The organism is Curtobacterium sp. MCBD17_003 (genome assembly GCF_003234885.2).
GTDB lineage: Bacteria > Actinomycetota > Actinomycetes > Actinomycetales > Microbacteriaceae > Curtobacterium.
Map to the genome: position 1 here is coordinate 1384273 of NZ_CP126275.1, position 22907 is coordinate 1407179.

The 22907-nt window shown below is 72.6% G+C and carries 22 protein-coding genes and 2 tRNA genes; 10 read left to right on the top strand and 14 right to left on the bottom strand.

What is annotated here, in order from left to right:
* Positions 1-21 precede the first annotated feature (21 nt).
* Both DEI88_RS06645 and DEI88_RS06650 read left to right on the top strand, forming a co-directional pair.
* Complete coding sequence (locus DEI88_RS06645; protein WP_111036744.1) at positions 22-933, top strand: ATP-binding cassette domain-containing protein; 912 nt, start codon at positions 22-24, stop codon at positions 931-933.
* Positions 930-1946, top strand: coding sequence for a D-isomer specific 2-hydroxyacid dehydrogenase family protein (locus DEI88_RS06650; protein WP_111071730.1), 1017 nt, complete (start codon positions 930-932; stop codon positions 1944-1946). The genes DEI88_RS06645 and DEI88_RS06650 overlap by 4 nt, the downstream gene beginning before the upstream one ends.
* A gap of 106 nt (positions 1947-2052) precedes the next feature.
* Here the strand turns inward: DEI88_RS06650 and DEI88_RS06655 are convergent.
* Positions 2053-2125, bottom strand: a tRNA-Asn gene (locus tag DEI88_RS06655).
* Between the two features lie 146 nt (positions 2126-2271).
* Entirely contained in the window at positions 2272-2691 is a 420-nt protein-coding gene (locus DEI88_RS06660; protein ID WP_111036742.1) for a hypothetical protein, read from the bottom strand.
* Between the two features lie 22 nt (positions 2692-2713).
* Between DEI88_RS06660 and DEI88_RS06665 the strand changes: the two genes are divergently transcribed.
* Positions 2714-2932 (top strand): hypothetical protein, encoded by a 219-nt coding sequence (locus tag DEI88_RS06665; RefSeq protein WP_146246042.1) that lies wholly within the window; start codon positions 2714-2716, stop codon positions 2930-2932.
* 4 nt (positions 2933-2936) lie between these two features.
* On the opposite strand, the gene def is transcribed toward DEI88_RS06665, so the two are convergent.
* The gene (gene def, locus DEI88_RS06670) at positions 2937-3512 is read right to left on the bottom strand and encodes a peptide deformylase (protein ID WP_111036740.1); all 576 of its coding nucleotides are present in this window, start codon (positions 3510-3512) and stop codon (positions 2937-2939) included.
* Between the two features lie 41 nt (positions 3513-3553).
* Between def and DEI88_RS06675 the strand changes: the two genes are divergently transcribed.
* The 6 genes from DEI88_RS06675 (at position 3554) to DEI88_RS06700 (ending at position 8644) form a co-directional block, all read left to right on the top strand.
* Complete coding sequence (locus DEI88_RS06675; RefSeq protein ID WP_258374979.1) at positions 3554-4468, top strand: multidrug DMT transporter permease; 915 nt, start codon at positions 3554-3556, stop codon at positions 4466-4468.
* 148 nt (positions 4469-4616) lie between these two features.
* Complete coding sequence (locus DEI88_RS06680) at positions 4617-5837, top strand: glycosyltransferase (protein WP_111008696.1); 1221 nt, start codon at positions 4617-4619, stop codon at positions 5835-5837.
* Positions 5828-5902, top strand: a tRNA-Ile gene (locus DEI88_RS06685). The genes DEI88_RS06680 and DEI88_RS06685 overlap by 10 nt, the downstream gene beginning before the upstream one ends.
* A 103-nt stretch (positions 5903-6005) precedes the next feature.
* Positions 6006-7130 carry an AI-2E family transporter gene (locus tag DEI88_RS06690; RefSeq protein ID WP_111036739.1) on the top strand — a complete coding sequence of 375 codons (1125 nt, stop codon included), beginning with the start codon at positions 6006-6008 and terminating at the stop codon, positions 7128-7130.
* The gene (locus DEI88_RS06695; RefSeq protein ID WP_111071733.1) at positions 7127-7942 is read left to right on the top strand and encodes a DUF1684 domain-containing protein; all 816 of its coding nucleotides are present in this window, start codon (positions 7127-7129) and stop codon (positions 7940-7942) included. The genes DEI88_RS06690 and DEI88_RS06695 overlap by 4 nt, the downstream gene beginning before the upstream one ends.
* A gap of 162 nt (positions 7943-8104) precedes the next feature.
* Entirely contained in the window at positions 8105-8644 is a 540-nt protein-coding gene (locus tag DEI88_RS06700) for a DUF3145 domain-containing protein (protein ID WP_258370070.1), read from the top strand.
* An 80-nt stretch (positions 8645-8724) separates the two neighbouring features.
* On the opposite strand, the gene DEI88_RS06705 is transcribed toward DEI88_RS06700, so the two are convergent.
* The 6 genes from DEI88_RS06705 to aceE all read right to left on the bottom strand — a co-directional run bounded on the left by DEI88_RS06705 (position 8725) and on the right by aceE (position 16508).
* A complete protein-coding gene (locus tag DEI88_RS06705) occupies positions 8725-9972 on the bottom strand; it encodes a beta-ketoacyl-[acyl-carrier-protein] synthase family protein (protein WP_111071734.1) in 1248 nt (415 codons plus the stop codon).
* Positions 9973-10083: 111 nt separating this feature from the next.
* The gene (locus DEI88_RS06710; RefSeq protein ID WP_111008700.1) at positions 10084-10332 is read right to left on the bottom strand and encodes an acyl carrier protein; all 249 of its coding nucleotides are present in this window, start codon (positions 10330-10332) and stop codon (positions 10084-10086) included.
* A gap of 101 nt (positions 10333-10433) precedes the next feature.
* Positions 10434-11423, bottom strand: coding sequence for a beta-ketoacyl-ACP synthase III (locus DEI88_RS06715; protein WP_111008943.1), 990 nt, complete (start codon positions 11421-11423; stop codon positions 10434-10436).
* Positions 11424-11464: 41 nt separating this feature from the next.
* Positions 11465-12394, bottom strand: coding sequence for an ACP S-malonyltransferase (locus DEI88_RS06720; protein WP_111071735.1), 930 nt, complete (start codon positions 12392-12394; stop codon positions 11465-11467).
* A 117-nt stretch (positions 12395-12511) separates the two neighbouring features.
* Positions 12512-13729, bottom strand: a complete 1218-nt coding sequence (locus DEI88_RS06725; RefSeq protein WP_181441200.1) for a PucR family transcriptional regulator — start codon at positions 13727-13729, stop codon at positions 12512-12514.
* Between the two features lie 16 nt (positions 13730-13745).
* The gene (gene aceE, locus DEI88_RS06730) at positions 13746-16508 is read right to left on the bottom strand and encodes a pyruvate dehydrogenase (acetyl-transferring), homodimeric type (RefSeq protein ID WP_502866975.1); all 2763 of its coding nucleotides are present in this window, start codon (positions 16506-16508) and stop codon (positions 13746-13748) included.
* Between the two features lie 266 nt (positions 16509-16774).
* On the opposite strand from aceE, the gene DEI88_RS06735 reads away from it, so the two are divergent.
* Complete coding sequence (locus DEI88_RS06735) at positions 16775-17254, top strand: peroxiredoxin (RefSeq protein WP_111008703.1); 480 nt, start codon at positions 16775-16777, stop codon at positions 17252-17254.
* 91 nt (positions 17255-17345) lie between these two features.
* On the opposite strand, the gene DEI88_RS06740 is transcribed toward DEI88_RS06735, so the two are convergent.
* The 5 genes from DEI88_RS06740 to DEI88_RS06760 are packed head-to-tail and all read right to left on the bottom strand — an operon-like array spanning position 17346 to position 22906.
* Positions 17346-19013, bottom strand: coding sequence for an alpha/beta hydrolase (locus DEI88_RS06740; RefSeq protein WP_111071737.1), 1668 nt, complete (start codon positions 19011-19013; stop codon positions 17346-17348).
* Positions 19013-19957 carry an amino acid--[acyl-carrier-protein] ligase gene (locus DEI88_RS06745; protein ID WP_111012569.1) on the bottom strand — a complete coding sequence of 315 codons (945 nt, stop codon included), beginning with the start codon at positions 19955-19957 and terminating at the stop codon, positions 19013-19015. Before DEI88_RS06745 ends, DEI88_RS06740 begins: the two co-directional genes overlap by 1 nt.
* Positions 19954-21138, bottom strand: a complete 1185-nt coding sequence (locus DEI88_RS06750; protein ID WP_220037454.1) for an acyl-CoA dehydrogenase family protein — start codon at positions 21136-21138, stop codon at positions 19954-19956. Before DEI88_RS06750 ends, DEI88_RS06745 begins: the two co-directional genes overlap by 4 nt.
* Positions 21135-21770 (bottom strand): acyl carrier protein, encoded by a 636-nt coding sequence (locus DEI88_RS06755; protein ID WP_111008706.1) that lies wholly within the window; start codon positions 21768-21770, stop codon positions 21135-21137. Before DEI88_RS06755 ends, DEI88_RS06750 begins: the two co-directional genes overlap by 4 nt.
* Positions 21767-22906, bottom strand: a complete 1140-nt coding sequence (locus DEI88_RS06760) for a glycosyltransferase (protein WP_181441194.1) — start codon at positions 22904-22906, stop codon at positions 21767-21769. The genes DEI88_RS06755 and DEI88_RS06760 overlap by 4 nt, the downstream gene beginning before the upstream one ends.
* Between the last annotated feature and the right edge of the window lies 1 nt (position 22907).

Genomic DNA, 22907 nt, shown 5'->3' on the forward strand with positions numbered 1-22907 from the left:
CCGCGATCAGGAAGGGGACGCATGGTCGGGGTGAACGGTCCCGCGGTCATCGCGGACGACGTGTCGATCGAGTACCGCGGCACCGGTGCGGCCCGGCCGGTCCGTGCCGTCGACGGCGTCAGCCTCACGGTGCAGCAAGGCGAGATCCTCGCCGTGCTCGGTGGTTCCGGGTCAGGCAAGTCGACCCTCGCCGCGGCGATCGCCGGACAGGTGGGGGACCCGCGCGAGGGCGAGGCATCGGCCCGTCGGCACATCGTCGGCGGCGAGCTCACCGTGCTCGGACAGGGCCTGCGTCGGCTCGGCACGCACTCGCGGCGCCGCACCCGGCTGACCGGCACGATCGGCTACCTGAGTCAGGACGCGGCCGACCACCTGAGCCCGGACCTGACCGTCGGCGAGGCGATCGCCGAGCCGGTGTACGCGCGGGACCGACGGTTCGACCGGAAAGTTGCCGGTCTCATGGTCGCGCGCCTCGTCGACGCCGTGCACCTGCCGCTCGGGATCATGCGCTCGCACACGTGGGAGCTCTCGAGCGGGCAGCGGCAGCGCGTCGCCCTCGCCCGGGCGCTCGTGCTCGAGCCGCAGCTCCTCGTGGCCGACGAGCCCGCGCGGGGCGTCGACGTCCTCGTCCGCCAGTCCGTGCTCGAGGCCCTCGCGACCATCCAGCGCGCCCTCGGGTTCTCGGCGGTCGTCGTCTCGAGCGACGTCCGGGAGGCCCGTGCCCTGGCCGACCGCGTCGCCGTGCTCCGCGAGGGGCGGCTCGTCGGGCTCGGCACCTTCGACGAGGTGTTCGACGCGCCACTCGACCCCTACGTCAAGACCCTCGCCGCGACCGCCGCACGGCCCGTCAAGCGGGCCAAGCCGACCTCGCGTCGGATGGCACCCCCGATCGAGACGGCCGTCGCGGCCACGACCACCGAAGGAACCGTGTGAGCACCAACGAACGGCAGCAAGCGACCCGCGGCCACCGCGCCGTCGTGACCGACGCCGGGCGGCCCCTCCCGGGACCGGTCCCGACCCCGGGCCCGGTCGCGGTCCTCCCGGCCCCGGCGGACCTGCACGTCGCCGCGGTGGAGGCGGCGGGCGGCTCCGTCGCGCCGGCCTCGGCGGACACGCGGGGCATCGTCTGGCTCGACGCGCGCGACGCGCAGGGCCTGGCGGACGCGCTCGCGGCCTCGCCCGGCGTGACGTGGGTCCAGCTGCCGTTCGCCGGCGTCGACGCCTTCGCCGACCTCATCGCGGACCACGGCGACCACGTGCTGTTCACGAGCGCGAAGGGTGCCTACGCGGAGCCGGTGGCCGAGCACGCGCTCGCCCTGACGCTCGCGACGCTCCGCGTGCTGCCGAAGCGCGCCCGGGCGACGAGCTGGGCGACCGAGCCCGAGGGCGTGTCGCTGTACGGACGGAACGTCGTCGTCATCGGTGCGGGCGGGATCGCCCTCGAGTACATCCGGTTGCTCGCCCCGTTCGACACCGAGGTCACCGTCGTCCGACGGTCCTCGGAGCCCGTGCCCGGAGCGGCGCGCACCGTCACCGTCGACCACATCGACGAGGTCCTGCCGGATGCCGACGTCGTGATGATCGCCGCCGCGATGACGTCCGGCACCGCGCGACTGCTCGACGCCGACCGCCTGGCCCGCATGCGTCCCTCGGTCCGGATCGTGAACATCGCCCGTGGCGGACTCGTCGACACCGACGCGCTGCTCGCCGCGCTGCGGAGCGGGCAGATCGGCGGCGCGGGCCTCGACGTCACCGATCCCGAACCGTTGCCCGACGGCCACCCCCTGTGGGACGAGCCGGGCGTGGTCATCACGCCCCACCAGGCGGACACCCCGGACATGGTGGCGCCGCTGCTCGCCGAACGGATCCGCGTGAACACCGCGGCGTTCCTCAGTGGTGACGGCACCGGGTTCATCGGGGTCGTCGATCCGGCTGCCGGGTACTGATCGCAGGTGCCGGCGGCCCGGCGCCGGCCCGGCTCGCTGTTCCTCGTCGACTCGGCGGGAACGGCAACGGCCCCCCGCAGATGCGGAGGGCCGTTGCCGTGGATCGCTCCCCGACTTGGACTCGAACCAAGAACCTGCCGGTTAACAGCCGGCTGCTCTGCCAATTGAGCTATCGAGGAATGCTGCTGAACAGCGGGTACGAGCATACCAGCACTCCGGGCTCGCCACGACCACGGGGCCGCATCCCGGGCGCGTCACGCTTCGAGATGACACCGGTGCGGTCACGTCGGATGCCCGTCCGCACCAGGAGACCCTGTTAGCGTTCTCAGGTGCGGATCGTCCGGAGGAGCGCGGCGTCGGCGACGGCGCTCGGGCTGGCGCTCGCGTCGCTGCTGGCCCTGGGCGCGTGCACGACGAACGAGCCGGCCGCGCCGCCCACCGCGGGCGCGCTGCCGTCGACCGCGAGCCCGCAGGCACCCGGCCCGGCCTCGGGATCCTCGAGGACCGCAGCAGGCGCGGGTGCGTCAGCGGACACGGGGGCCTCGTCGGACACCGCTCCGGGCACGGGCACGGGCACGGGGGCGGGTACGGACAGCGTCGGCGCGAGCCCCGTCGTGTTCGCCTTCCGCTGCCGGACCACGACGAGCAGGAGCGCGACGGACGGCGTCCCCGACGACGACTCCGGCGACGTCACGCTCTTCACCACGTACGCCGCCGCATGGGAGGCCCGGAGTCGCTCCTGCACCGCCGTGCGGATCGCCGGGTCGGTGCCGTCCGACCAACAGCGCGCCGCCGTGGCGGCGGCGGGCGGGGCGCTCGGGCTCCGCGCGCTCGCGGGCCGGTGCGCAGAGGTCGGGACCGGTCTCTTCGACGGCAGGGTGGCCTCCCGACATGCGTTGCTCGAGGCCCGTGCCGTCGTCCTCTACTGCCCGGGGCACCCGCAGATCGCGCGCGTGCGCGCCGCCATCGCCGCGGTCGAGGGCTGAGGGGTCAGCCTTCCGGGTGGTCGCGACCGGGGAGCCAGGACTTGCCCGGCACCCCCCAGCTCTGCTTGCGCACCGCCTTGAGTGCGGCCTTGCCGTGCGGGTGGGACAACCGGTCGGCGTAGAGCACGCCGTCCAGGTGGTCGTACTCGTGCTGGAAGACGCGGGCGAGCCAGCCGTGCGCCTCGATCTCGTACGGGGTGCCGTCGACGTCCTGCGCGCGGAGGATGGCGCCCTCGGCCCGACGGAGCGGGAACCGCTCGCCCGGGATGGACAGGCAGCCCTCGGACTCCTCGTCCTCGTCGAGGTCCGCGTGGGTCTCCGGGACGAGGGGCGACGTCCACAGCACGGGGTTCACCGCCGCGCCCCGCCAGAGCTCGCCGTCGTCGTCGGTCCACGAGAACACGAACAGACGCTTGGCGACCCCGACCTGCGGCCCGGCCAGCCCGACGCCCGGAGCGAGGTCCATGGTGGCGTACATGTCGTCGACGAGCGCACGGAGTCCGTCGTCGAAGGCGGTGACCTCGGTCGCAGGAGCGTGGAGCACGGGATCGCCCGTGATGCGGATCGGGAGGACGGCCATTCGTCCAGGCTATCGGCCAGCCGAGCGGTAGCCTCGACCCCGTGGCGCCGGACCTCGTCGATCTCACCGATCGCATCAACATGACGCCGTTCCAGGCGCTCATGATCCCGGTGGCCCTCGTCGGCAGCGTCTTCCTGTCGCTCGGCGCGCACTTCCAGAGCGCCGGCGTGCACCGGGTCGAGGCGCGCATCGGCAGGCAGTCCGGCGGCCTGTCGGTCCGGCACGTGCTCGCGCTCGTCGGCAGTGGATCGTGGGTGCTCGGCACCCTCATGCTCGGGTGCGCCGTGGTCCTCCAACTCGTCAGCATCACCTTCGCACCGCTCATCGTCGTGCAGCCACTCGGGGCCGTCGCCCTCGTCATCACGACGTGGTTCTCGACGCGCTCCTCGGGCGTCCCGCTCGACGTACCCTCGCGTCGGGCCGTGTGGACCTGCATCGTCGGCGTCGGGATCTTCGTGGGGATCGCCGCGCTCGTCGGACACGAGACGCCGATCTCGCACAGTCAGCTCGTGACGGTGCTCGTCGTCCTCGCCGTCGTGCTGGCGATCGTGCTGCTGTCCTTCCGGCTCGTCCGCAGGCGGCGCAACCCCCTGTACTTCATCGTCGGGGCCGGGATCCTCTACGGCTTCGTCGCCACGCTCGCCAAGGTGACGCTGAACCGTGTGGTGAACGGCACGTTCGACTGGGTGACCGCCGTCGCGATCGCGGGGGTGATCGTCGCCGCGGTACTCGGCGGCTACTTCGTCCAGAACGCCTACGCCAGCGGATCGCCGGACCTCGTGATCGCCGGCCTGACGGTCATCGACCCGATCGTCGCCGTGGGGATCGGCATCGTCGTCCTGCGCGAGGCCACCGGTGCGCCGTGGTTCGCCGTGGCCGGGTTCCTCCTCGCCGCGGCGATCGCGATCACGGGCGTGTTCCAGTTGGCGAAACACCACCCCGAGGCGCGACGCTGAGCGTCGCCCGGCGCATCGGGCCGGGCCACGGTCTGTACCGATGCGCAGGACCGGGCCGACCCGCCGACGCCCGGTGGGGGCGTGCGCGGCGAGGCGTGCGGTAGCGTCGGAGGCCAGCCGAGCATGAGACGAGAGGACGACGCGCCCCGTGCCAGGACAGGACGAATCGACGACCACCCCCAGCGGGCGACCGGAGCGGCTCCGCATCCTCCTCGCCGCCGACACCTTCCCACCGGACGTCAACGGCGCCGCGGTGTTCTGCGAACGACTCGCGATCGGCCTCGCCGAGCGCGGGCACGAGGTGCAGGTCGTCGCGCCCGCCGCCAACCGCCACCACGGCACGCACGACGAGGAACACGGCGGCGTGACCTTCGTGGTGCACCGGCTCTTCTCGATGAAGTGGCCGCTCCACTCCTGGCTCCGGTTCGCGTGGCCCTGGACCGTGCGCCGGAACACCGCCCCGATCCTCGACGCGTTCAAGCCCGACGCGCTGCACATCCAGTCCCACATCGTGATCGGTCGTGGCATCGCGCGCGAGGCCAAGGCACGCGGCATCCGCGTCATCGCCACGAACCACTTCATGCCCGAGAACCTGCTCGAGTACGCACCGTTCGGACGGTGGACGCTGCCGATCGCCCTCAAGATCGCGTGGGCGGACGCGGCCAGGACCTACCGGCTCGCCGACGCGGTCACGACGCCCACCCGGAAGGCGGCGGCCTACCTGCAGGCCGCGATCAAGGCCCAGCAGGTGCTCGCGATCTCGTGCGGCATCGACGCATCCCGGTACACCTCGCGTGACCTCCGACCGCCGCGGAACGAGATCGTGTTCGTCGGCCGCGTGGCGCCCGAGAAGCAGCTCGACGTGCTGGTGCGTGCCCTGCCCCTCATCCCCGCCGAGCTCGAGGCGACGATCCGCATCGTCGGTGGCGGCGAGATGATCCCGCGGCTGTCCTCGCTCGCCGAGGAACTCGGGGTGGCGGACCGCGTCGTGTTCACCGGGTACCAGTCGGACGAGGACCTCCGGGCAGCGCTGACGAACGCCACCGTCTTCGCGATGCCCTCGACCGCCGAGTTGCAGAGCATCGCCTCGCTCGAGGCGATGGCCTCCGGACTGCCGGTCGTCGCAGCGGATGCGATGGCCCTGCCGCACCTCATCGACGGCAACGGGTACCTGTTCCGTCCGGGCGACCCGCAGGACCTGGCGGACAAGCTCACCGCCGTGCTCGCGGCGCCCGACGACGAGTACCTCCGCATGAAGCGGCAGAGCCTCGACATGATCGTCGACCACGACATCAACCGCACCCTGTCGACGTTCGAGGCGCTGTATCGTGGTGAGCCGGTGCCCGATGGCCCCGGCGCGGGGCGGTAGCCAAGCTGGTCAAGGCAGTCGGCTCATAACCGAACGATCCGCGGGTTCGAGTCCCGCCCGCCCCACCGCCGCCTCCGCCGCGGCGCGTCCGGTCGGTGGTCGTCCTCGGAGCACGCCGCTCGCCCGCGTCGTCCCGCTCGCGTCGGTGCCGGTCGGTAGGGTCAGGGCATGAGGAAACGCGTCGCCGAGACGTCGCAGACGCACGCCCCGAGCCCCGACGTCACGTTCGAGCTGCACCGTGGCGCGACGGGCGTCCGGGTCAACGCGTTCCGTATCGGGTTCATGGGGGGCATCGGCGTCCTCGTCGCGCTCCTCGCCGCGATCCTCCTGCGCGAGCTCTCCACCGTGCTCGTCTACATCGGCGTCGCGGTGTTCGTCGCCCTCGGCCTCGACCCCGTCGTCAACTGGCTCGAACGCATCATCCCGCGGTGGCTCGCGGTCACCGTGGTCGTGCTCGGCGTCATCGGCGCCTTCGTCGGGATCCTGTTCGCGATCGTCCCCGTCATCGTCGACCAGGCCACGAACCTCGTGCAGTCGTTCCCGGACTTCGTGCAGGGGTTGTCGCAGCAGGACTGGGTCCAGGACCTGTCGCGGCAGCTGAACGGCTCGATCAACATCGACGACGCGCTCGGATCGGCGAGCAAGTACGTCGAGGACCCGGGCAACCTCCTCAGCGTCGGCGGCGGACTGCTCGCCGTCGGGACCGGCATCGTCTCGGGGCTGACCGGCGCGGTGATCGTGCTCATCCTCATGCTGTACTTCCTCGCGTCCATGCGGTCGATCAAGCGCATGACGTACCGCTTCGTGCCGGCGTCGCGTCGCGCGAACTTCGCCGACGTCACCGAGCAGATCACCCGGTCCGTCGGTCGCTACGTGGTCGGGCAGATCGCCGAGGCCGTCCTCAACGGCGTGCTGAGCCTCGTGTTCCTCCTGATCATCCGCGCGCCGCTGCCCGTGCTCCTGGCGACGTTCGCGTTCCTCGGCGCGCTGGTCCCGCTCGTGGGCACCCTCGGGGCCGCGATCGTGATCTGTCTGATCTGCCTCTTCGCATCACCCCTCACCGCGCTCGTCGCCGCGATCTACTACCTCGTGTACATGCAGGTGGAGGCCTACGTGATCGCCCCGCGGATCATGTCGCGGGCCGTGCAGGTCCCCGGTGCCCTCGTGGTCATCGCCGCGGTGGCGGGTGGCACGATCGGGGGTGTCCTCGGCGCGCTCGTGGCCGTGCCCGTCGCCGCGTCGGTGATCATCATCGTGCAAGAGGTCATCTACCCCCGGCAGGACCAGCTGTGACGACCGCGGACGGCGACCGACGCGACGGTGGCGATCCGGCCCTCCAGGCGCTGCGTGCCGAGCGCGAGCGGTGGGTGCGGAGTCCACGGGGGCCGCTCGCCCTGGTCAACAGCCAGACCGTCACGGTGCCGCAGCCCGTGTGGCCGGTCCCCGGGACGTGGGCGCCCGCGATCGGCGGGCTCAGCGTCACCGCGACGGCCGATGCCGGGGTCGTCGTGGACGACGTGCTCATCGACGGGACGGTGCACGTCGCCGGCGACGACGCCGTCGTGGCCTCGGCCGTCCGGTTCGCCGACGGCACCTCCGGCTCCGTCGCCGCGACCACCGCCGGCCACGCACTCCGGGTGTGGGATCCGGCCTCGCCGGCGATCGCCCGCTTCGGGCACATCGGTGTGTTCCCCGTGTCGACGGCGTGGGTGCGGACCGGCGTGTGGGAGCCCGGCGACCGGGAGGGCCGGGGCAGCGTCACCGACGCGGCCGGCGCCCCGCTCCCCGTCGCGGGAACCCTCCGGATCCGGATCGGCGTCGAGGACCGCGCGCTCGTCGTCGTCCGTGCGGGGGACCGGCTCCAGCTCGTGTTCCAGGACGCCACCTCGGGGGAGCGGTCCTACTCGATGGGCCGGTTCCTGTTCCTCGACGATCCCGGTGCGGCCGGTGCGATCACGGTGGACTTCAACCGTGCGGTGCTGCCGCCGTGCGCGTTCTCGTACCAGTACGCGTGCCCGGTCCCGCCGCCCGAGAACCGCCTGCCCGTGCCCGTCGAGGCCGGGGAGACCCACGGGTACGACGTGGACGGCGCCGTCCTGCACTGAGGGCCGCCGCCGACGCGCGCAGCACACTGGCGTTCCCAGCGGTGCCCGTGCATAATGAGCACGTCCCTCGGACGTCACAATCGCATATCGAATCGGTTCCGTCTGCGGAGGCAGGCGTGGTCGTGAGCCTCCGGGTCCAGGTCGATGGGGAAGTCGCACCTGATGATCGGAGGAATCGTGACCCCAGGAACCGTGACGGCCGGACGTCCGGCCACGAGGGGTGTGCTCTACGTGCACTCCTCACCTCGCGCGCTCTGCCCGCACGTCGAATGGGCGGCAGGTCGCGCCATGAACCGTGCCGTGAACTTCTCGTGGCTCGACCAGCCCGTGCTCGAAGGCGCCCGGCGCACCGAGTACACCTGGACGGGTCCGGTGGGCACCGGTGCGGCGATCGCGTCCGCGCTCCGGGGTTGGGAGCACCTGCGGTACGAGGTCACCGAGGACGCGACCGAGCAGTCCGACGGCGGCCGGTGGATGCACACGCCGGACCTCGGCGTGTTCTACGCGCAGACGGACGCTGCCGGCAACGTGGTCGTCCCCGAGGACCGGGTGCGGTACGCCATGGAGCTGGCGGGCAGCAACGCGCTCGAGCTGCACCGCGAGTTACGCCTCGCGCTCGGGCAGGCGTGGGACGACGAGCTCGAGCCGTTCCGGTACGCCGGTGAGGACAACCCCGTCGTCTGGTTGCACCGCGTCGGCTGATCAGACGCGGATCGTCAGGACACGACACAGGGCCGGGAGCAGATGCTCCCGGCCCTGTGTCGTGTCGCCCGGGCGCGCGGTCAGACGGTCCGGAACGCGACGACCGCGTTGTGGCCGCCGAACCCGAACGAGTTGCTGATCGCGAGCAGGTCGCCGTCCCCGAGCGTGCGTGGCTCGCGGACGACGTCCATGACGATCTCCGGGTCCTGCTCCGTCAGGTTGATGGTGGGCGGTGCGACGCGGTTCGCGAGCGCGAGGACCGTGAACATCGCCTCGATCGCACCCGCACCGCCGAGCAGGTGCCCGGTCGACGCCTTCGTGGCGGACACGGCGACGCCGTCGAGGTGCTCCCCGAACACGCGACGCATCGCGTGGTACTCGGCGACGTCGCCGACCGGGGTGCTCGTGGCGTGCGCGTTCACGTGGACGACGTCCTCTCGCGCGGCACCGGCGTGCTCGAGCGCCTGGATGACCGCCCGGGCGGCCGCGCTGCCCTCGGGGTCGGGGGCGGTGATGTGGAAGGCGTCTGAGGTGATGCCGCCACCGGCGACCTCGGCGTAGATCCGGGCGCCTCGGGCCTCGGCGTGCTCCTTGGTCTCGAGGATGAGCGCCGCTGCGCCGTCCCCGAGCACGAAGCCGTCGCGCGTGACGTCGTAGGGCCGGGAGGCCGTGGCCGGGTCGTCGTTCCGGCGGGACAGCGCCTGCATGGCCGCGAACGCCCCGAGGGGCATCGGGTGCAGCGCCGCCTCGGACCCACCGGCGATGACGATGTCGGCGTCACCGGTCGCGACGTGGCGATAGGCCTCGACCAGGGACTCGGTGCTCGACGCGCAGGCCGAGATGTAGGTGCGGGCACCGCCGCGGGCGCCGAACGCCATCTCGATCGCGGCGGCCGGACCGTTCGCCATGAGCATCGGCACGGTCATGGGGAGCATCCGCCGGGGACCGCGCTCGCGCAGGGTGTCCCACGCGTCCAGCAGCGTGTTGACGCCGCCGATCCCCGTCGCCCAGTCGACGATGAGGCGCTCGGGGACGACGGCTTCGTCGTCGATGCCGGCGTCCGACCAGGCCTCGCGCGCGGCGATGAGCGCGAGCTGCGAACCCGGGTCGAGCCGCTTGACCTCTTGGCGGGTCAGCTGGTCGCCGATGAAGCGGCGGGCCTGCCCGGCGAAGTGGACGGGCAGGTCGTAGCGCTCGACCCAGTCCTCCTCGATGGCGGTGATGCCCGACTCGCCCGCGAGCAGGGCATCCCACGTGGCGGGGGCGGTCGCGGCGAGCGGCGAGATGGCGCCGATCCCCGTGACGACGACGGTGTGCTTGGTGGTCATGGACGACGGTCTTTCTGCAGGACGGACGGTGCGACGGGCGGCGCGACGGGCGCCAGGACACGTCGTGGCCCGGACCCGAGGGGATCCGGACCACGACGGGTCAGGCGGGTGTCAGCCCTGCGCCTTGACGATGTAGTTCACGGCGTCACCGACGGTCTTGAGGTTCTTGACCTCTTCGTCCGGGATCTTCACGTCGAACTTCTCCTCGGCGTTGACGACGATCGTCATCATCGAGATCGAGTCGATGTCGAGGTCGTCGGTGAACGACTTGTCCATCTGCACGGTGTCGGTCGCGATGCCGGTCTCGTCGTTGATGAGCTCGGCCAGGCCGGCCAGGACTTCTTCGGTGGACGCTGCCATTGTTCTTCTCCTTGAGGGGGTGTCGATGACCGTGGACAAGCCTAGGGCACGCCGGGTCGGGGGGTTCGGGAGCGCCGCAGGCGGCACGCCGGGTGGAACGGTCAGGGGAGCACGACGACCTGCGCGCCGAACACGAGTCCGGCGCCGAAGCCGATCTGCAGGGCGAGGCCGCCGTGGAGGTCCGGGTGTTCCTCGAGCAGGCGGTGGGTCGCGAGGGGGATGCTCGCGGCCGACGTGTTGCCGGTCGTCGTGATGTCGCGGCCGATCACCACGCGCTCCGGGAGCCCGAGCTGCTTGGCGAACTCGTCGATGATCCGCATGTTCGCCTGGTGCGGTACGAACGCGGCGAGGTCCGAGGCCTCCACGCCGGCGACCTCGAGCGCGCGCTTGGCGACCTTGACCATCTCCCACACCGCCCAGCGGAAGACCGTCTGGCCCTCCTGACGGATGGTGGGTTGCTCGCCGCCCGCGCGCCACTCGGAGAACGTGCTCGTCATGCGGATGGCGTCCCACTTGGAGCCGTCGGATCCCCAGACCGTCGGCGCGATGCCCGGGGTGTCGCTCGGCCCGACCACGGCCGCGCCGGCGCCGTCGCCGAGCAGGAACGAGATCGAACGGTCCGTGGGGTCGACGATCTCGCTCAGCTTCTCGGCCCCGACGACGAGCACGTGGTCGGCGACGCCCGTCTTGACGAAGGAGTCGGCCTGGGCGATGCCGTACGCGTAGCCGGCGCACGCGGCGCTGATGTCGTACGCGGCGGCGGGCGCGGCGCCGATGCGCTCGGCGAGGAGCGACGCCATCGACGGCGTCGCGACGGTGTTCGTGACGGTGGAGACGAGCACGACGCCGATCTGGTCCGCCGTGATCCCGGCGGCCGCGATCGCCTCGCGGGACGCCGCCTCGGCGAGGTCCACGGCCTGGACGTCGTCACCGGCCCGCGCACGGGTGACGATGCCGGTGCGCTGGCGGATCCACTCGTCCGACGAGTCAATGGGTCCGACGAGGTCGTCGTTCGGGACCGCGTGCTCGCCCCGGGCCGCCCCGATGCCGAGGATGCGGGTGAAGGCGTGACCGGTCCGCTGGGCGAGCATCGGGCGCGACGGCGCCGGGTCGAGGACGCCCTCGTCCGCGCTCACGCGGCCGCTCCCGCCGACTCGAGCAGGTCGATCGCGGCGGGGAGGTCCTCGGGCGACTTCACTGCCACGGCCGGCGTGCCGCGCATGGCCCGCTTGGCGAGCCCGACGAGCGCACCGGCCGGCGCGAGTTCGACGATGCCGGTGACCCCGGCGGCGACGAACGAGTCCATGACGGCGTCCCAGTGCACCGGGTTCGCGATCTGCCGCACCATGAGGTCCACGAAGCGGCGGCCGTCGTCGACACGGGAGCCGTCCGCGTTGGTCCAGATCGGGAGGGTCGGGTCGGCCACCGAGGCCGCTGCGGCGAGCGGGGCCACGCGGTCGACCGCGGGGGCCATGAAGTCCGTGTGGAACGCACCGGCGACGCTGAGGGAGACGACCCGGGCCTTGGCGGGCGGCTCCGCGGCGAACGCGGCCAGCGCCTCGACGCGACCGGCGACGACGGTCTGACCGCCGCCGTTGTGGTTGGCGGCGCTGAGCCCGGCCGCCTCGATCGCGGCGGGGAGGGCCTCCTGGTCGCCGCCCAGGACGGCGCTCATGCCGGTCGGCGTGCGGGTGGCGGCGTCGGCCATGGCGCGTCCGCGTTCGGCGACGAGCGCGACGGCGTCCGAGGGGGCGAGCACACCCGCGATCGCGGCGGCGGTGAACTCGCCGACGGAGTGCCCGGCGACGCCGCCGACGAGGGTCCGGCGCCCGTCGGCGAGCAGCGCGTCCGCGGTCACGAGTCCCGCGGCGACGATGAGGGGCTGCGCGAGGGCGGTGTCGCGGATGGTGTCGGCGTCGCTCGTCGTTCCGTGCGCGACGAGGTCGACGCCGATCGCGTCCGACCACGCGGCGACCCGGTCACGGACGGCCGGGTCCTCCAGCCACGGGGCGAGGAATCCGGGGGTCTGCGAGCCCTGTCCGGGGGCGACGACGACGATCACCGGACAATCCTCCCCGGCGTGCAGGGGCACGCGTGTGTGCGGACCGTCACAGAAATCGGGTCCGACATTGTGGGACCCGAACGAAGGGACCCGCCCTGGTGGCCGGGACGGTGTCGGTCAGCGCCGTGGCGGTCGGCGTCGTCGCTGGCCCGTGGACTCCGACATCGCCCCGATGATGAGCGCCGACTGCACGATGAGCGCGTCGCGGGCGTGGGTGGCGTCCCACCCGATGACGTCGGCCACCCGCCGGAGCCGGTAGCGGACCGTGTTCGGGTGGACGAACAGCTCCCGCGCCGTTGCCTCGAGGCTGCGTCCCGTGTCGAGGTAGCACCAGAGGGTCTGCAGGAGTTCGCCCGACTGGTCCTTGAGCGGCGTGTAGATCCGCTGGACGAGCGCCGTCCGCGCCAGGGGATCGCCCGCGAGGGCACGCTCGGGCAGCAGGTCGTCGGCCAGCACGGGTCGGGGCGCGCCCCGCCAGGCACGGGCCACCGCGAAGCCGGCGAGGGCGGCCTTGGCGCTCGTCGAGGCGTCGACGACACCCGGGACCTCGTTGCCGAGGACCAGGTGTCCGTCGCCGAAGGACGGTGCGAGGGCCTCGGCGATGGTCGTGAACGAGGTCGGTTCCTCGCCCTCGGGTGTGTCGTCCCGGGGCGTGGCCCGGCCGATCACGACGACGAGGCGCGCCCCCTGCACACCGATCAGGACGTCCGCGTCGAGGTGCCGGGCGGTCCGACGGATCGTGTCCACCTCGAGCTGCGGCGGCGCGGTGCCGACGAGCACCGCGACCTCGCCGTGCCCGTGCCAGCCGAGCGCGGCGATCCGGCTCGGCAGCTCGTCGTCGTACTCGCCCGACAGGATCGAGTCGACGACGAGGGCCTCGAGTCGGGCGTCCCACAGCCCGCGTGCCTCCGCGGCCCGGGCGTAGACGTCCGCCGCGGCGAACGCGATCTCGCGGGAGTACAGGAGGATGGCCTCCTGCAGGCCGTCGTCGCCGTCCTTCACGCGGTCCTCGACGACCTCGACCACGACGCGGATGAGTTGGAGCGTCTGCTGCAGGCTCACCGACCGGAGCAGTTCGCGCGGTGCCGCGCCGAAGACGTCGGCCGCGATCCACGGAGTGGCCGCGGGGTCCTCGAACCAGGCGATGAACGACGTGATGCCCGCCTGTGCGACCAGGCCGACGGCCGACCGGCGGCCGGGCGGCATCTCCCCGTACCAGGGGAGCGTGTCCTCGAGGCGCTTGATGGTCGCGCTCGCGAGTTCGCCCGACACCTGGCGGAGCCAGGCGAGCGTCCGTCCCCGGTCGCCCGCCCGGCCCAGGGCATCGGCGCGCAGTGCGCTCACGGGCGGGTCAGCTCTCGCCGCCCGCGCTGCCGGTCGTGCCGGCCGTGACGTCCCACAGGCGGTACTTGTCGATCGCCTGACGGACCACCGACGGATCCATCTCACCGCGACGCACGAGCTGCTGCAGTGTCCGCACGACCACCGACGGGCCGTCGATCAGGAAGACCCGACGCGCGGCGGCACGGGTGTCCGAGAACCCGAAGCCGTCGGCTCCGAGCGTCGCGTAGTCGCTCGGGACGAACTCGCGGATCTGGTCGGGAACCGCGTGCGACCAGTCGCTCACGGCGACGACGGGGCCGTGCGTGCCCTGGAGCTTCTCGGTGACGAAGGGCGTGCGCGGCTGCTCCTCGGGGTGGAGGAAGGCGTCCGATGCGGCGGCGAGGCCGTCACGACGGAGCTCGTTCCAGCTCGTGACGCTCCAGACGTCGGCGGAGACGCCCCAGTCCTGGGCCAGCAGCTGCTGGGCCTCGAGGATCCACGGCACGGCGACACCGGACGCGAGCAGCTGCGCCTTCGGGCCGTCGTGCTCGGCGGCCTTGAGCAGGTACATGCCGCGCACGATGCCGTCGACGTCGACGTGCTCCGGCTCCGCCGGCTGGACGAGCGGCTCGTTGTACACCGTGAGGTAGTACATGACGTTCGGGTCGGCGTGCTTCGGCGAGCCGTCCTCGTTCGTGCCGTACATGCGGTCGAGTCCGGACTGCACGATGTGTGCGATCTCGTACCCGTACGCGGGGTCGTACGCGACCACGGCCGGGTTCGTCGACGCCAGGAGCAGCGAGTGGCCGTCGGCGTGCTGCAGACCCTCACCCGTCAGCGTCGTGCGGCCCGCGGTGGCGCCGATGAGGAACCCGCGCGCCATCTGGTCGCCAGCGGCCCACAGGGCGTCGCCGGTGCGCTGGAACCCGAACATCGAGTAGAAGACGTAGACCGGGATGAGCGGCTCACCCTGCGTCGAGTAGGACGTGCCGACCGCGGTGAAGGCCGCGAGGGCTCCCGCTTCGTTGATCCCGACGTGGATGATCTGTCCCTGCGGGCTCTCCTTGTAGGCGAGGAGGAGCTCGCGGTCGACCGAGGTGTAGTGCTGGCCGTTCGGGTTGTAGATCTTCGCGGTCGGGAAGTACGCGTCCATGCCGAACGTGCGGGCCTCGTCCGGGATGATCGGCACGACGCGGTCGCCGAAGTCGGGCGAGCGGAGCAGGTCCTTGAGCAGGCGGGCGAACGCCATGGTCGTCGCGACCTCTTGCTTGCCCGAGCCCTTCTTGGCGATGGCGTAGCGGCCGTCGTCGGGCAGCGTCACCTGCGTGTACCTGGTCCGGCGCTCCGGGACGTACCCGCCGAGGGCGCGCCGACGCTCGTGCATGTACTGCACGGCCTCGTCGTCGTGTCCGGGGTGGTAGTACGGCGGCAGGTAGGGGTTCTCGTCGAGCTGCGCGTCCGACACGGGGATCCGCATCTCGTCGCGGAACTGCTTGAGGTTGTCGAGCGTCAGCTTCTTCATCTGGTGGGTCGCGTTGCGGCCCTCGAAGCTCGGACCGAGTCCGTAGCCCTTGACCGTCTTGGCCAGGATGACGGTCGGCTGGCCCTTGTGCTCGGAGGCCGCCTTGAACGCCGCGTACACCTTGCGGTAGTCGTGGCCGCCGCGCTTGAGGTTCCAGATCTGGTCGTCCGTGTAGTCCTCGACGAGTGCGAGCGCCTTCGGGTCGCGTCCGAAGAAGTTCTCGCGGACGTACGCGCCGTTCTCGGCCTTGTACGTCTGGTAGTCACCGTCGGGGGTGCGGTTCATCAGGTTGAGGAGCGCGCCCTCGGTGTCGCGGGCGAGGAGGTCGTCCCACTCGCGACCCCAGACGACCTTGATGACGTTCCAGCCCGCACCGCGGAAGAACGCCTCGAGCTCCTGGATGATCTTGCCGTTGCCGCGCACCGGGCCGTCGAGGCGCTGGAGGTTGCAGTTGATGACGAAGTTCAGGTTGTCGAGGCCGTCGTTCGCCGCCACCTGCAGCTGGCCCCGGGACTCGACCTCGTCCATCTCGCCGTCGCCGAGGAACGCCCACACCTGCTGCTCCGAGGCGTCCTTGATGCCGCGGTTCGTCAGGTACTTGGCCTGCTGCGCCTGGTAGATCGCGTTGATCGGCCCGATGCCCATCGAGACCGTCGGGAACTGCCAGAACGAGGGCATGAGACGCGGGTGCGGGTAGGACGACAGTCCGCCGCCCTGGTGCGAGTGCTCCTGCCGGAAGCCGTCGAGCTGGTCCTCGCTGAGACGGCCCTCCAGGTACGCGCGGGCGTACATGCCGGGGGAGGCGTGGCCCTGGAAGAAGACCTGGTCGCCGCCGGACGGGTGGTCCTGCGCGCGGAAGAAGTGGTTGTAGCCGACCTCGTACAGGGCGGCGCTCGACGCGTAGGTCGAGATGTGGCCGCCGACCGCGACACCGGGGCGCTGGGCGCGGTGCACCGTGATGGCGGCGTTCCAGCGGATCCAGCGGCGGTAGCGGCGCTCGAGGTCCTCGTCGCCCGGGAACTCCGGCTCGTTCTCGGGCGCGATCGTGTTGACGTAGTCGGTGGTCGGGACCATCGGCACGCCCAGGTGGAGCTCGCGCGAGCGTTGCAGCAGGCTGAGCATGACCTCGCGCCCCCGGCCGTGGCCGTTCGCGGCGACCAGGCCGTCGAGGGACTCACGCCACTCGGCGGTCTCCTCCGGGTCCTGGTCCTGGGTGTCGGCACCCGCGATCCATGGCTGACGCTGGGGGTCCTGGTCGTTCACCGTCACCGTTGACCTCGTTCGTTCGTGGTGGACATGTCGATGCATCCGTCGCCGGGTCACGACGCGTGGATGGGCGAGACCACTCTAGTTCCCGCGTCCGACGCGCTCGCGCGGCTCGGTGCCAGCGCACGCGCATCGGGCACCGCGCTTGCGTTCGCGTGCCGTCGGCGTAGGATCTCACGTCGTGCGCGCGCCCGCCCGGGTGTGCGCGTGATGCAGCCGGGACCCATGCCGTCCCGCGACCGGGGCAGACCCAGAGAGAAGCACGCCAGATGGCACTCGAGATCGGTTCCCTCGCTCCCGACTTCGAACTGCCGGACCAGCGCGGCGAGCACGTCCGCCTCAGCGACTTCCGCGGCGTGCGTCCGGTGGCGCTCGTGTTCTTCCCGCTCGCGTTCTCCTCCACCTGCACGAGCGAGCTCTGCGCGCTCCGCGACAACATCGCGATGTTCGCCGACCACCGCGTCGAGCTCATCGGCATCAGCGTCGACTCGAAGGCCACGCTCCGCTCGTTCGCCGACTCGAACGGGTACGACTTCACGCTGCTCGCTGACTTCTGGCCACACGGTGCGGTCAGCAAGGAGTACGGGGTCTTCCTCGAGAAGAAGGGCTTCGCGAACCGCGCGACGTTCGTCATCGACACCGACGGTCGGATCCGCGCCTCGATCATCACCGAGCCGGGGCTCGCCCGCGACGTCAGCGAGTACCGAGCCGCGCTCGATCGCCTGACGCCCGCACCCGCCGCCGCCTGAGCCCTGCGGCGAGGGGCCGTGCGGCGAGGGGCCGTGCGCCGAGGGGCCGTGCGCCGAGGGGCCGTGCCGACCCGGCACGGCCCCTCGGTCGTCAGACGCCCACGGCCTGCCGGACGGACGGGTCCTGGACGAAGGCCGCGACGGCGGTGGCGAGCACGGCCTCCGTGGCCGCCTCGCGCGTCGCGGCACCGAACATCGCGTGGTCGGCCTCGGGGAGCTCCACGACCCGGAGCGTCCCGGGCAGGTGCGCGAGCCGGTGGGCTGCCGTGGCGCCGCCCCGTGCCCGGAAGACGGCACCGTCGCCCGGGCCGAGCACGAGGGTCACGTCGGTGCCGGCCGCGAGCGGCCCGCGGACGACGGGTTCGACGAACTGCAGGTGTCCACGCCGGGCCAGCGCCAACGCCACGCGGTACGGCAGGTGCCGCTTGACGGCGGCGACGAGCGCGTCACGGCGTGTGCGGAGGTGGGGCCGTGCCTCCGCGTCCTCGGCCGCGACGGCACCCGGTGCTGCGGGGCGGGACCGGTAGTCCGCCTGGCTCAGGCCGACCACGAACCCGGCACGGCCTGCGGCGACCCGGAGGCCCAACCACCCGCCGACCGAGAGTCCGACGATCCCGACCCGGTCGGCCGGGAGCGCGAGGTGGTCGAGGACGTGGCTCACGTCGTCGATCCACTCCTGGGTGAAGAGCAGGCTCGGCTCGTCGGCGACGACGGGCCCGGTTTCGCCCGTGCCCCGACGGTCGACTCGGACGGACCGGATGCCGGCCGCGGCGAGTCGTCGAGCGAGGGCGACCTGCAGGCGCGTGACGCCGATGCGGTGTTCGGACGAACCGTTGAGCAGCACCACGGTCGGGGCGTCGTCGCCGTGCCGCGGCCTGGTGTCGACGGCGAAGAGGTGGTCCGGTCCGATGCGGACGAGGTGTTCCTCGACGTCCTGGTCGACGACCGCCCGCTCGGTCGGGACGAGCTCCATCGGCGCCGGGACGGGCTCGGGCGGCACACGGCGGGTCACCCACTCGCCGACGGCGTCGACGCTCGCGGCGGGGATGCGCGCGGAGAGGCTCGACACGCCGAGGAGCGCCTCGTGCCCGTCGACCCGCACGATGTCGATGCCGTCCCGGTCGTACCCGGCCGGGACACGGCGGTCCCCGTCGTTCCGCACCGCCACGAGCACGGGCATGCGGTCGGCCGGTCCGGTCGGGTACCCGAGGGCCCCGATCGCCGCTGCCTGGTCGGCGGGGATGTCCGCACCCACCACGGTGACCGTGCCGTCGTGGGCGGTGGTGACCGCCGATCCGGGTCTGGTGTCGATCCCCGCCACCGAGACCGCGGCGAGTGCCCGTGCCGCGCGGAGCCAGGAGCGTCCGGACCGCGGCGGGTCCCAGAGCACGAGCCCCGCGGCGTCCGGGTCGTCGTCGGCGGCCGCGGCCGCGACGAGGGCCCCGGACGCGAGGCCGACGTACACGATTCGGGTGCAGCCGGCGGTGCGCAGCGCCTCGGCCGCGAGCCGTGCGCCGTCACGATGGGACGTCGCGGTCGCGGCGACGACGGAGTCCCCGCTGCCGGGGTGGTCGTAGCGCACGGAGGCGATGCCGTGGTCCGCGAGTCGCGCGGCGAGGAGGCGTTCGGTCCGGTAGGCGAGGACGTGCTCGTGCCCGAACGGTGGGCAGACGACGACCCCGGTGGAACCGGGCCGGGTGGGGCGTTCGACGGTCGCGAGCACGGCCCCACCGCCGAGCCACGTGTCGAGCGCCGGCATCAGCGCAGCGACAGCTGGTCGAGCGTCGAGACCGGCCAGTCGGCGAGCGAGGTCCCGAACGTGCGGAAGAGGGCGAGCGTGATCCGCTCCATGCCGAACGCGATGCACGACGTGTGGGCGACGGTGCCGTCCGCGGTCGTGATCCCGAAGGGTGCGCCGAAGTGGTCGGCCGCACTGTTCGCACTGGCGATCGCGGTGCCGTCGGAGAGCCCGGGGTAGATCGGGACGGTGACCTCGATCTTCAGCTCGTCGGTGAGCTGGTTCGCGGCGAGGAACTTGCCGGCGCGGCCGAAGAAGGGGTCGTTCGCGGGGACGCGGGTGACGTCGAGCCCGAGGGCGGCGAGCATCGCGGCCTGGCGCTCGCTCCACGTGTTGCGGAAGGTCCTGGCGTCGTCCTCGCCGCCCACGTAGACGAACTCGTGCATGCGGAACGACTGGAGCCGCATCGGGTCGTCGGAGGGCTCGTGGCGGAACGTGTACCCGACGACGTCGAACACGCGACCGTCGACCTGCTGGCCCGCCAGGTGGTCGTAGAGCGGGTGGCACACGGCGGACACGAGCATGGTCTCGCCGGGGTGCAGGAACCGGTCCCAGTCCTCGCCCGCGGCACGCGCGGCGAGGAGCGCGGCGTGGTCGCGGTCGGAGCCCGTGAACGTGTGGATGGCACCCGTGAGCTGCGGGAACGAGGCCACGTAGTCGGTGCGCTCGAAGGCGGACCGGGCGATGACCGGGGCGAAGCGGATCCGCTCCGGTGCGAGCTCGGCGAACCCGAGCGTGATGTACCGGTCGACGGCGTCGACGACGTCGTCGAACGTGCCGTTGCGGCCGAAGAGGCCGGGCTCCCCGGCGGGGACGAGGAGGCCGGCGTCGACGAGCTCGTCGCGGAACGCGAGGCGGGCGGCGTCGAGGTCGGTGGTCTGCGGTGCTGTTGTCGTGTCGGTCACGGGTTCGACCTTCCGTTGCTGATGGTTGCGATCTTGGCGTTGTGGTGCAGGATGCGGTCGTTGCCGACCATGAGGGCGGTGCCGTGCGCGTCGCGCACGATCCGGCCCAGGCTCGACGGGTCTCCGAGCCGGTACCCCGCGATGCCCGTGATCACGAGCGCGCGGGAGACGATGTCGAGCACGGCTTCGCTCGCCGTGACCTTGAGGCCGTTGACCCAGCGGGCCGTCGCCACGGACTCGAGCACGGCGGGCTCGTTCGCCGCCGCCTCCCACCGTCGCGCGGACGCCTCGATCGTGTCGGCCAGGGACTGCACGCGCAGCTCGACCTCGGCGAGGCGGAGTGCTGCGGGCGGGGTGGTGCCGAGGGCCTTGCGGGCGGCGCGACGGACCGACGCTCGGGCGGTCTCGGTGGCGCTCCGGGCCATGCCGAGCCACGCCGCGGCCCAGAGCACGTGCGACACCGGCGTCATGGTCTGCGCCGACATCTCGGCGAAGGGCTGGGCGAGCACGTGGTCCGCGTCGACCTCGGCGGTCAGCGAGAACCCCTCGCTCGCTGTGCCGCGGAGGCCGAGGGTGTCCCAGCCGCTCCGACGCACGAGTTCGGTGCGCTCGGCCGGGCAGACCACGAGCACCTGGTCGGACGGCGGGCTGTCCGGGGTCCGGCGCGCGGTGGCGAGCACCGCGCTGGCATGGAGACCGTAGGAGATGACCGGGGCCTCCTTGGCGAGACGCACGCCGCAGGTGGTGGCCTCGACCGAGCAGCCGCTCGATCCGGTGTCGCCGCCCGTCGTGATCTCGGTCGTGGCCGACGCGATGAGGGCGCCCTCGTCCCGGACCCGGGCGAGGAGCCGGGCGGCGGCGACGCTCGTGCCGCCGTGGCGGACGAGCGTGGCGACCTGCCCGACGTGCATCGCGAACACCATGGCCGTGGAGGCGCAGGCACCGCCGAGGACGGTGGCGACGTCGGCGAGTTCCGTGAGCGTGGCGCCCTCGCCGCCCAGATCGACCGGGAGGACCGCTGCGAGCAGTCCGAGTCGGCGCAGCGCCGCCACGGACTCGCTCGGGAACCGCCCTTCGGCGTCGATCCGGTCCGCCCACTCGGCGGCGACGCCCGCGGCCTCGACCGCGCGGTCGTGCAGGGAGACGACGTCCGTGGCGCGGACGTCGGGGAGGACCGTCACGCTGCCACCGCCTGAGCGCGGACGACCGCCTCGATCGACGCGATCGTGGCGAACGTGCTGCGGGTGAGCGCCTCGTCGGGGAACTCGATGTCGCACTCCTCCTCGACGGCCAGCATGACCGTGATGGTCGCGTGTGACGTCAGGCCGACCTGGTACAGGTCGTCGGTGTCGAGGACCTGGGCGACGGGGACGGAGAGGTGGCCGTGGCGCTCGAGGACCTCGCGGATGATCGTGGACATTGGCTGGTGTTCCTTCCCCCGGATGACGGAGACGGCGGTCGCGGCGGCGAATCCGCCCTCGTGGGTGAGCGAGACGCTCACGGACTGGAGCCGTTCGCGGACCGATCGGTCACGGGCGGCGTGGTGGAGCCGGACGACGGGTGCGCCGCTCGGCAGGCTGAGGATCTCGACGTCGTGCGGCAGCACCGGCTCGTCGGGAGCCGGGCGGAGCAGCTTGACCACGGCCTCCTTGCCGGCGAAGCGCGCGGCGACGCGGTGCGGCTCGTCGTGGCACTGGAGCCGCTCCCTGGGCGACAGGATGCGGTCGAGGTAGCGGTCGCCGAACCGGTCGATGCTCGCGGCGACCGTCTGCACGGCGATCATGTCCGTGCCGACCCGGATGCGGGGGCTCATGCGGACGCTCCGTAGTGCTCGAGGACCCGGTCGACGTGCCGGTCCATGTCGAGTTCCTCGGCGCGACGGGTCGCTCCCGCGCGGAGTGCGGCGCGGAGCGCGCGGTCGTCGACGAGTCGTTCGATCGCGCCCCGGAGCGCGGCGGCGGTGGGCGGCACGACGAGGCCGCTGTCGCCGTCCACGACGAGCGGGGGTGACGCCGTGGTCGTGGTGAGGACGGGCACCCCGGCGAGCAGGGCCTCGGCCACGACGATCGGGAAGTTCTCGGCCCACCGGCTCGGCATCACGAGCAGGTCGGTCTCGGCGAGGGCGCGGGCCCGCCCGGCCTCGTCGAGCCAGCCGGCAGCGACCACCGCGTCGGCCGCCGACACGGCGTCGCGCAGGGGGCCGTCACCGCCGACGGTGAGCGTGGCGCCCGGGACGCCGGCGCCCCACGCGTCGAGCAGCAGCGGGATCCCCTTGTGCTCGGCGAGCTTGCCGAGGAACAGGACGCGGAGCACGTCGGACTCGCTCCGCGGCGGGGCGTCCCGGGGCGCCGACCAACCGTGCGGCAGCACCGTGCTCCGGTGGGCGTCGAGTCGGAAACCGCGTTCCGCGTGCCGGTCGCGCGTGCGCTCGCTGGGGAAGATGAGCGTCGCGTCGCGCGGGATGGCAGCGGCGACGACGCGCGATCGGAGCCCCTGGACCCGACCGACGTGGTCGATCGGGGCGTCGCCGCGCGTCAGGGACGCTGACGTGTGGACGAGCGTGAAGTCGTGCGCGGTGTGCACCACCCGCGGACCGGCGAGCCGGAACGGTGCGGCCCCGAACCCGGAGAACCGGTGGACGTGCACGGCGTCGAACCCGCCGTCCTCGAGGAAACGGGTGATGGCCGTCGGACGGAGGGAGTCGCGCAGCTCGGCCGCGTGGAACCGGACCCGGGCGAGGCGGCCCGTGCCCTGGCGGTCCGGGGAGTAGGGACGGCGTCCGGGCACGACGACGAGCCGTGCGCCCGTCGCGGCCACGAGGGCGCGGGCGCCGTCGTCGACCCATCCGGTGACGACGGTGACGTCGTGCCCGCGCCGGACCTGTGCTCCGGCGAGTGCGAGGCAGTACTGTTCGGCGCCGCCCAACGGACTGAGCAGGGAGCTGGACACA

Bases quoted from the DNA above. Each gene is read 5' to 3' on its own strand.
- DEI88_RS06645 (WP_111036744.1), top strand. From the start codon at position 22: ATGGTCGGGGTGAACGGTCCCGCGGTCATCGCGGACGACGTGTCGATC.
- def (WP_111036740.1), bottom strand. From the start codon at position 3,512: ATGGCCGTCCTCCCGATCCGCATCACGGGCGATCCCGTGCTCCACGCT.
- DEI88_RS06690 (WP_111036739.1), top strand. From the start codon at position 6,006: ATGAGGAAACGCGTCGCCGAGACGTCGCAGACGCACGCCCCGAGCCCC.
- DEI88_RS06700 (WP_258370070.1), top strand. From the start codon at position 8,105: ATGATCGGAGGAATCGTGACCCCAGGAACCGTGACGGCCGGACGTCCG.
- DEI88_RS06705 (WP_111071734.1), bottom strand. From the start codon at position 9,972: ATGACCACCAAGCACACCGTCGTCGTCACGGGGATCGGCGCCATCTCG.
- DEI88_RS06710 (WP_111008700.1), bottom strand. From the start codon at position 10,332: ATGGCAGCGTCCACCGAAGAAGTCCTGGCCGGCCTGGCCGAGCTCATC.
- DEI88_RS06715 (WP_111008943.1), bottom strand. From the start codon at position 11,423: ATGCTCGCCCAGCGGACCGGTCACGCCTTCACCCGCATCCTCGGCATC.
- DEI88_RS06735 (WP_111008703.1), top strand. From the start codon at position 16,775: ATGGCACTCGAGATCGGTTCCCTCGCTCCCGACTTCGAACTGCCGGAC.
- DEI88_RS06740 (WP_111071737.1), bottom strand. From the start codon at position 19,013: ATGCCGGCGCTCGACACGTGGCTCGGCGGTGGGGCCGTGCTCGCGACC.
- DEI88_RS06755 (WP_111008706.1), bottom strand. From the start codon at position 21,770: ATGAGCCCCCGCATCCGGGTCGGCACGGACATGATCGCCGTGCAGACG.